The organism is Streptomyces lichenis, assembly GCF_023218175.1.
GTDB classification, from domain to species: domain Bacteria; phylum Actinomycetota; class Actinomycetes; order Streptomycetales; family Streptomycetaceae; genus Streptomyces; species Streptomyces lichenis.
Map to the genome: position 1 here is coordinate 58,028 of NZ_JALPTH010000035.1, position 7,370 is coordinate 65,397.

The window sequence follows — 7,370 nt, forward strand, 5'->3', positions numbered from 1 at the left end:
GCGGGGCATCGGGTGCGGAGAGTGGTACGGGCCGGGCGCAGGGTGCGGGGCGGGCTGGGACGGCTGCGGCGGGGGGAGGGGTGGGTGCGGGTGGTGGAGGGCGGTCTCGGGTGCTGGTGCTGCGGGCGCTGGGGCTGGGCGATCTGCTGGCCGGGGTGCCCGCGTTGCGGGGACTGCGGCGGGCCTTCCCGGGGTGGGAGATCGTGCTCGCCGGTCCGGAGGCGCTGGCCGGACCGGTGGCGGCGAGCGGGGCGGTGGACCGGCTGCTGCCCGCCTCGGCGCCCGGGCGGGCGGTGCCGACCCGGTTGGACTGGACCGGTCCCCCACCCGAGCTGGCGGTGGACCTGCACGGCAGCGGCCCCTCCAGCCATCTGCTGCTCGCCCGGCTGCGACCCCGCCGGCTGTGGGCGTTCGCCCACCCGGGCACCCCGGCGATCACCGGCCCGGAGTGGCGGGCCGACGAGCACGAGCGGGAGCGCTGGTGCCGGCTGCTGGGCTTCCACGGGGTCGCCGCCGACCCCGGCGATCTGCGGCTGGCCCCGCCGGCCGGGCCGTCGCCCGCTCCCGGGGCCGTCGTGCTGCACCCCGGCGCGGACGCCGGCTCCCGGCGGTGGCCCGCCGAGCGGTACGCGGCCGTCGCCGGTGAGCTGCTGCGGCGCGGCCACCGGGTGGCGCTGACCGGCGGGCCCGGTGAGGACGGGCTGCTGGGCCGCGTGGTCTCCGCGCTGCCACCGGGCCCGCGCCCCCTGGTGTACGCGGGCGGGCTGCCGTACCCGGAACTGGCCGCCCTGTCCGCCGGGGCGGCGGCCGTGGTGAGCGGCGACACCGGGATCGCGCACCTCGCGGTGGCCTACGGCACCCCGTCGGTGACCCTCTTCGGGCCGGTCTCGCCGCGCCGATGGGGGCCGCCGCCGGGGACCCGGCATATCGCCCTGTGGCGGCCGGGGCCGCCCGGGGAGCCGTCCGGCGACCCGCATGGGCAGGACCCGGACCCGCGGCTGCTGCGCCTCCGCCCCGAGGACGTACTGAAGGCGCTGGACGAGCACCCGGAGGTGGTGCGCCCGTGATCGGTCGGCCTGTTGACGTATCGAGTACGCCCGATCCGCGCACCACGGTCGTGGTGCTCACCCACAACCGCCGGGACGCGCTGCTGCGCACCCTGGGCCTGCTCACCGCGCTGCCCGAGCGGCCGCCGGTCGTCGTGGTGGACAACGCCTCGACGGACGGCACGGCGGACGCGGTGGCCCGCCACCACCCGGGGGTGACGGTGCTGGCCTCGGGCGGCAACCTCGGCGCGGCGGGCCGCACGCTCGGCGTACGGCATGCCGAGACGCCCTATGTGGCGTTCAGCGACGACGACTCCTGGTGGGAGCCGGGCGCACTCGGCCGGGCCGCCGACCTGCTGGACCGCCACGACCGGCTCGCGCTGCTCGCGGCCCGGGTGACGGTGGCGCCGGACGGCGCCGAGGACCCGCTCAACGCGGTGCTGGCCGCCTCGCCGCTGGGCCGGGTGGACGATCTGCCGGGGCCCCGGGTGCTCGGCTTCCTGGCCTGTGCCGCGGTGGCCCGCCGGGAGGCGTTCCTGGCGGCGGGCGGCTACCACCCGGCGCTGTTCGTCGGTGGCGAGGAGACCCTGCTCGCCTACGACCTGGTGGCCCGGGGCTGGGGGGTGTGCCACAGCCCCGAGGTGGTGGCGGTGCACGCCCCCTCCGGCGGCGGGGAGCGGCCCGGGCGCCGCGTGGCGATGCGGCGCAACGCGGTGCTCACCACCTGGCTGCGCCGCCCGCTGGCCCTGGCCCTGCGCCGTACCGGCGCGCTGGCCGCCGACGCGCGCCGGGACCCGGCGGCCCGGGCCGCGCTCGGCGGGCTGGTGCTCCGGCTGCCGGTCGTGCTGCGGGACCGGCGGCGGCTCCCGGCCGAGGCGGAGGCGCTGGCCCGCGCGCTGGATCCGGAGGCGGGCCTCGGGGCGGGGCCGCATCCGGTACGCCGCCTCCCGGCGGGCGACGGGTCCGCGGTGCCCGGCGAAGGGGCCGCGCCATGAGCGACCCTCGGGTCACCGTCATCGTCATCACCCACAACCGCCGCGACGAGCTGCTGCACACCCTGGACCGGCTGGCCGAACTGCCGGAACGCCCCCGGGTGATCGTGACCGACAACGCTTCGGCCGACGGGACCGCGACGGCGGTCACCGCGCTGCACCCGTCGGTCACCCTGCTCACACCCGGCCGGAACCTCGGCGCGGTCGGCCGCAACCTGGCGGTACGGGAGGTCACCAGCGCGTACGTGGCCTTCTGCGACGACGACTCCTGGTGGGAGCCGGGCTCGCTGGCGGCCGCGGCCGACCTGCTGGACCGGCACCGGGGACTGGCCGCCGTCACCGCCCGCATCCTGGTGGAACCGGGCGGCCGGGAGGACCCCATCGTCGCGGAGCTGCGGGACTCCCCCGTCCAGGGCCCCGACTGGCTGCCCGGCCCCGCCCTCGGCTCCTTCCTGGCGGCCGCCACGGTCATGCGGACGGACGCGTTCCGGGAGGCCGGCGGGTTCAGCGAGCGGCTGTGGCTGGGCGGTGAGGAGGAGCTGCTCGCCACCGACCTGGCCACGGCGGGGTGGTGGCTGGTCTACGCGGAGTCCCTGACCGTGCACCACGCCCCGTCCGAGGCGCGCGACCCGACGCTGCGGCGGATGCACGGGCTGCGCAACACCCTCTGGTTCGTCTGGCTGCGCCGCCCGCTGCGGCCCGCCCTCCGCCGGACCCTGCACCTGGTCCGCACGGTGCCGCGCGACCTGGCCTCGGTGCGGGCCTTCGGGCTGGCGATGGCAGGGCTCCCCTGGGTCCTGCGGGAGCGGAGGGTGGTGCCGCCCGCGGTGGAGGCCCGGCTCGGCGCGCTCGTCGAGTCCCAGCGGACGTCCACGGCCCGGCGCTACGTGGGGTGACGGTCGGGGCCGGATTCCGTCGTCGTCCGGGTGGGTTGCGTGCGGGTTTCCGGCGCATTCCGTATCGGTTCGGAAGGGCGTCGGGGGGTACCCGCACCTCATGATCACCATCGGGGTCGAGGAAGAGTACCTGCTGCTCGATCCGGCGACCTGTCTCCCCGTACCGCTCGCCGACGAGGTGCGGGCGGACGCCGGTCTGGAACCCATCGTCGGCGCCTCCGAAGTGCAGTCCGAGCTCCTGCAGGCCCAGGTCGAGGTCGCCACCCCGGTCTGCACCGACCTGGAGGAGGTCGGTGGCCATCTGCTGCGGCTGCGCCATGCGCTGGGGGCGGCCGCCGAACGCAACGGCTGCCGGATCGCCGCCTGCGCCACCGCGCCCTTCCGTGAGCCCGCGCCGGTGCCGGTCACGCCCAAGGCGCGCTATCTGGCCATGCGCTCCCAGGCCCCGCAACTGGTGGCGGAGCAGCTGGTCAACGGCATGCACGTACACGCGGCAGTGCCGGACCGCGAGATGGGCGTGGCGGTATTGAGCCGCATCCGGGTGTGGCTGCCGGTACTGGTCGCCATGTCGTCCAACTCGCCGCTGTGGGACGGCAAGGACACCGGGTTCGCCAGCTGGCGCACGGTCGTCTTCGGCCGCTGGCCGGTGAGCGGCCCGCCTCCCGCGTTCGCCTCGCTGGCCGACCATGAGCGCCGGGTCCGCAACCTGCTGGACACCGGGATCATCACCGACACCGGGCAGCTCTACTGGCAGGCTAGGCTCTCCGACAAGTACCCGACGGTCGAGGTGCGCTGCGCCGACGTACAGCTGCGGGCCGACAGCGCGGTGATGTTCGCCGGGCTGGTGCGGGCCCTGATCGCCACCGCGATCCGCGAGGAGAAGGCGGGCGCGCGGGTGCCCGAGTGCACGCCTGAGCTGCTCCAGGCGGCCAACTGGCACGCGGCCCGGCACGGACTGAGCGGGCAGCTGATCGACCCCGGCGGTACGGCCCGCCAGGCGGGGGACGTGCTGGCGATGCTGCTCGGCCATCTGATGCCCGCGCTGGAGGAGTCGGGTGACGCCCGGGAGGTCTCGGCGCTGGTGCACCGGCTGCTCCAGCAGGGGACGTCGGCCGACCAGCAGAGCCGGGTGCTGGCCGAGGGCGGGCGTGAGGCGCTGGCGGAACTCCTGACGGGCGAGACGGTGGCGCCGTAGCGGTCTGCGGCCGCGGCTGGCTCCGCCGGTGTCCGGGCCGGGCTGCTGCCCGGTGGCCTCGCTGACGCGGGTGGGTCTGTGCTTGGTTCCGGTCTGGTGGCCTTTCACCGGTCCGGTGGTCGGGTCCGCTCTGCGGTGGGTGGGGGCGTGGGCACTCCGGGCTCACGTGCTCGCGGCTCGCGCTGACCGTTCGACGCTCAAGCGACCGCCACATTACGCTCGGCCGCTCCGCGCGCGACCCTGCGTACCCCCACCCGACCGGCGGCCGACTGACCCCTCTCGCCGTGGCTGATGACCCCCAGGCCGACGGCCCCCACCGTCTCCTACGGCGCCCCGCCCGGCCGGCCGCGGGCTCCCCTTCCCGGGTCGAGGGCCCGCACCAGTCGGACGCTAATGCCCGGCGGGGCATACGGCCCCACCGGGCTCCGGCCCCGTACCCCCGTCAGGGGCTGCGTCCGGGGCCCCCTGGGCCGCTGACCCGGGCCGTCTCGTACGGGTCGGCCGGCCATGAGGGCGACTGCCCTCGTCACGGTGGCTGACGATCTCCGGGCCGGGGCCTGCGGCGCGCACCGATGCGCTGGCCTTGTCCCGGCCATCGGCCGGGGTCGTGCCACCGGGGGTGCACTCGCCCTCCGGACGTTGGGTGGGGTACGCAGGGTCGCGCGCGCAGCCGCCGAGCGTAATGAGGCGGTGAGATTGACCGTCGAACGGTGAGCGCGAGCGGCGAGCACGTGAGCCCGGAGTGCCCCGCCCCCCACCCACCGGGCAGAGTGCACACCCACCGGACCCGCACACCGCCACCGGACCGAAACCAAGCGCAGACGCAGACGCGTCAGCGAGGCCACCAGGCTGACCCGGGCAACGACGGCGCAAGCCGTCCACTCATAGGCCGATGACCTTGGCGGCGGCTGAGACCTCGTGGACCAGGGTGAGCGTGCGGTGGCCGCCCGGAGGGAGGGCGACGGTCCAGTGGGCGATGCCTTCGGGGTCGACGGCGTCCGGCGCGGGGGCGCAGGCCTCTTCGCGGAGGCGGGTCTCCACGGAGGCGTGCTCGGAGACCGGGACCCGTTCCCGGACCACGATGACGCGGTCGTCGTCCTCACCGGGCGCGGAGAACCGGGAGAGGTGGAGGCGGACCGTGCGGGTGATCACGGTGCGCTGGGTGAGCCCCGAGGTGCCTCGGGTCTCCTCGGCCTGGCGGACCACCCGGTAGTCGTCGCGGCTGCCGAAGGACAGTTCGAGGGGAGCGCCGGGGGCGGTGAAGTCCAGGGTGGCGCGGCCCGCGTAGCCGCCGCCGAGGACCAGGTCCACCGGGCCGGCGAGCAGCGCGTGGCCGGACAGGTTCTCGGAGCGCGCCACCCGGGTGACCACCGGGGACAGCTCGGGGGCGCAGACGAGCTCCAGGCGGGCGGGGGCGGTGGACGTGGTGAGCGGGACGCGGTGGGCGCGGCCGTCGGCGGGGAGGGAGACGGGGGCGGTGGGGCGGAGGGTTCGGGTCTCGCCGCCGTCGTCCACGCCGGGAAGTCCGAGGACCGGGGTGGGGCCCAGGGTCGCGGTGTCCTCCTCGCGGAGTTCGACGTCGACGGTGCGGCGCTCGGCGGCGGGGCGGTCCTGGAGGGTGAGGCGGTCCTCGTGGAGGCGCGGGGGCTCGGTGGCCGAGGCGGAGCGGGCGGTGGAGAGGGTGAGGTGGATGCCGGACCAGTCCTCGTCGGTGCGCTGCCAGACCATGGCGTCGGTTTCGAGGGTGAGCCGGTCTCCGTGGAGGGTGGCCCGGTAGGCGGGGCGCCAGAGGGCGCAGGGGGTGAGGTGAGTGAGGCGCAGGCGGGCCGGGCCGGTGGTGGCGGATTCGACGGTGAGCTCGATGTGGGCGGTGAGTTCGAGGGGTTCGTCCTCGGCGAGGCGCAGGGCCTGGCGGGCCTCGTCGAGTTCGGTGTCGAGGGTGGTGAGGCGGGCCCGTACGGTGCGGGCCTGTTCGGCGCAGGTGTCGCGTTGGGCGTCGAGGCGGTCCAGTTCGCGGGTCCAGCGGTCCGGGTCGGCCTCCCCGGCGCCGGCGCCTTCGGCGATGTCGCGGAGGAGGTCGGCGGAGAGCCGGCCGAGCAGGTCGAGGCGGGCGTCCAGGCGGTCGCGCTGGTGGTGGAGGGCGGTGCGGTCCTGGGTGAGGGCGTGGACGCGGTGGCGGAGGGCGGAGTCGTGGGGGGAGGGGGAGGAAGGACGAGGGGTCCAGGTGCGGACGAGGCGGGTGTCGAGGACCTGGGTGGGGTGGTCGGCGGTGAGTTCGGCGTGCAGGCTGCGGTCGACGGCGAGGGGGCTGACCGGGCCGAGGCGCAGGCGCTGGACGCCGGAGACCAGGTCGAGCGCGGCGGTGCGCTCGATGTGGGCGCGGTCCTCCAGGCAGGTGACGGCGGTGACGGGGAGGGGGGTCGGCTGCTCGGGGGACATGGTCAGCTCCTGCGGTTGCCGCCGGTGAGGGCCTTGCCGGCCGGGATGCGGATCTCGTAGCCGCCGTCGAGGGCGGTGGTGGCGCCGGGGGGCAGGTCGAGGCGCCAGACGCGGGTGCCGGGGGCGTGGTGGTCGGGGCCGGTGGCTTCGGGGGGTGTCGTCGTCCAGTCGGCGTGTTCCTCGATGCGGATGTCCGGGTCGGTGGTGACCGGTACGCGTTCGTGGACCTCGACGGTGACGGGCCGGGGGAAGCGGTTGGCCAGTTCGACGTGGACCCGGTGGTCGAGCACGGTGACGTGGTTGCGCAGGCCGGTGGTGGACTCGCGCAGGGTGGTGCGGCGGACGACCTTGATGTCCTCGGCCGGGCCGAGGCCGAGGCGGCGGACCGCGCCGGGGGCGAGGGTGGGGAGGGCCGCGGTGAGGAGGTGGTCGTCGTCGAGGGTGACCTCGACCGGTCCGGCGAGCAGGGCCTGGTCGGTGGCGTTGGAGAGCAGCAGGGTGGCGTAGACGGCCAGTTCGGCGGAGGGCACGGTGAGGTACTCGGTGCGCAGGCCGACGGGGACGGTGGTGAGGGTGACGGTGTGCCAGGTGCCGTCGGAGGGGATGTCGGCGCGGGCGGCGGCGTCGAAGCGGTGGTCGAAGGAGCCGGCCGACTCCCGGGGGCGTACCGCGTGTCCGGGCAGGGGCAGGGCGGTCACCGCCTCGGCGCGGCGGCGGTACTCGTCGGCCACCAGGTCGGCGGTGGCGGGGAAGAGGCGGCCCCGGCGTTCGCCCGGTTCCCGCGGGCCGCTCAGGACGAGGG

Annotated in this window: 6 protein-coding genes; 4 read left to right on the forward strand and 2 right to left on the reverse strand. The window is 76.4% G+C overall.

All coding sequences use genetic code 11. The features are described 5' to 3' along the window. Positions 1 to 110: 110 nt before the first annotated feature. The 4 genes from M1O15_RS27785 (at position 111) to M1O15_RS27800 (ending at position 4,129) form a co-directional block, all read left to right on the forward strand. Positions 111 to 1,067: a glycosyltransferase family 9 protein gene (locus tag M1O15_RS27785; RefSeq protein ID WP_372499598.1), complete on the forward strand. Its 957-nt coding sequence runs from the start codon at positions 111 to 113 to the stop codon at positions 1,065 to 1,067. Continuing rightward, positions 1,064 to 2,041, forward strand: coding sequence for a glycosyltransferase family 2 protein (locus M1O15_RS27790; RefSeq protein ID WP_248636957.1), 978 nt, complete (start codon positions 1,064 to 1,066; stop codon positions 2,039 to 2,041). Before M1O15_RS27785 ends, M1O15_RS27790 begins: the two co-directional genes overlap by 4 nt. Beyond that, positions 2,038 to 2,934 carry a glycosyltransferase family 2 protein gene (locus M1O15_RS27795; protein ID WP_248636958.1) on the forward strand — a complete coding sequence of 299 codons (897 nt, stop codon included), beginning with the start codon at positions 2,038 to 2,040 and terminating at the stop codon, positions 2,932 to 2,934. The genes M1O15_RS27790 and M1O15_RS27795 overlap by 4 nt, the downstream gene beginning before the upstream one ends. Before the next feature lie 100 nt (positions 2,935 to 3,034). Continuing rightward, complete coding sequence (locus M1O15_RS27800; RefSeq protein WP_248636959.1) at positions 3,035 to 4,129, forward strand: carboxylate-amine ligase; 1,095 nt, start codon at positions 3,035 to 3,037, stop codon at positions 4,127 to 4,129. An 882-nt stretch (positions 4,130 to 5,011) separates the two neighbouring features. Here M1O15_RS27800 and M1O15_RS27805 read toward each other — a convergent pair. Further along, positions 5,012 to 6,568, reverse strand: coding sequence for a mucoidy inhibitor MuiA family protein (locus M1O15_RS27805; RefSeq protein WP_248636960.1), 1,557 nt, complete (start codon positions 6,566 to 6,568; stop codon positions 5,012 to 5,014). A gap of 2 nt (positions 6,569 to 6,570) precedes the next feature. Beyond that, a partial coding sequence (locus tag M1O15_RS27810) for a DUF4139 domain-containing protein (RefSeq protein ID WP_248636961.1) occupies positions 6,571 to 7,370 on the reverse strand: 800 nt, incomplete at its 5' end.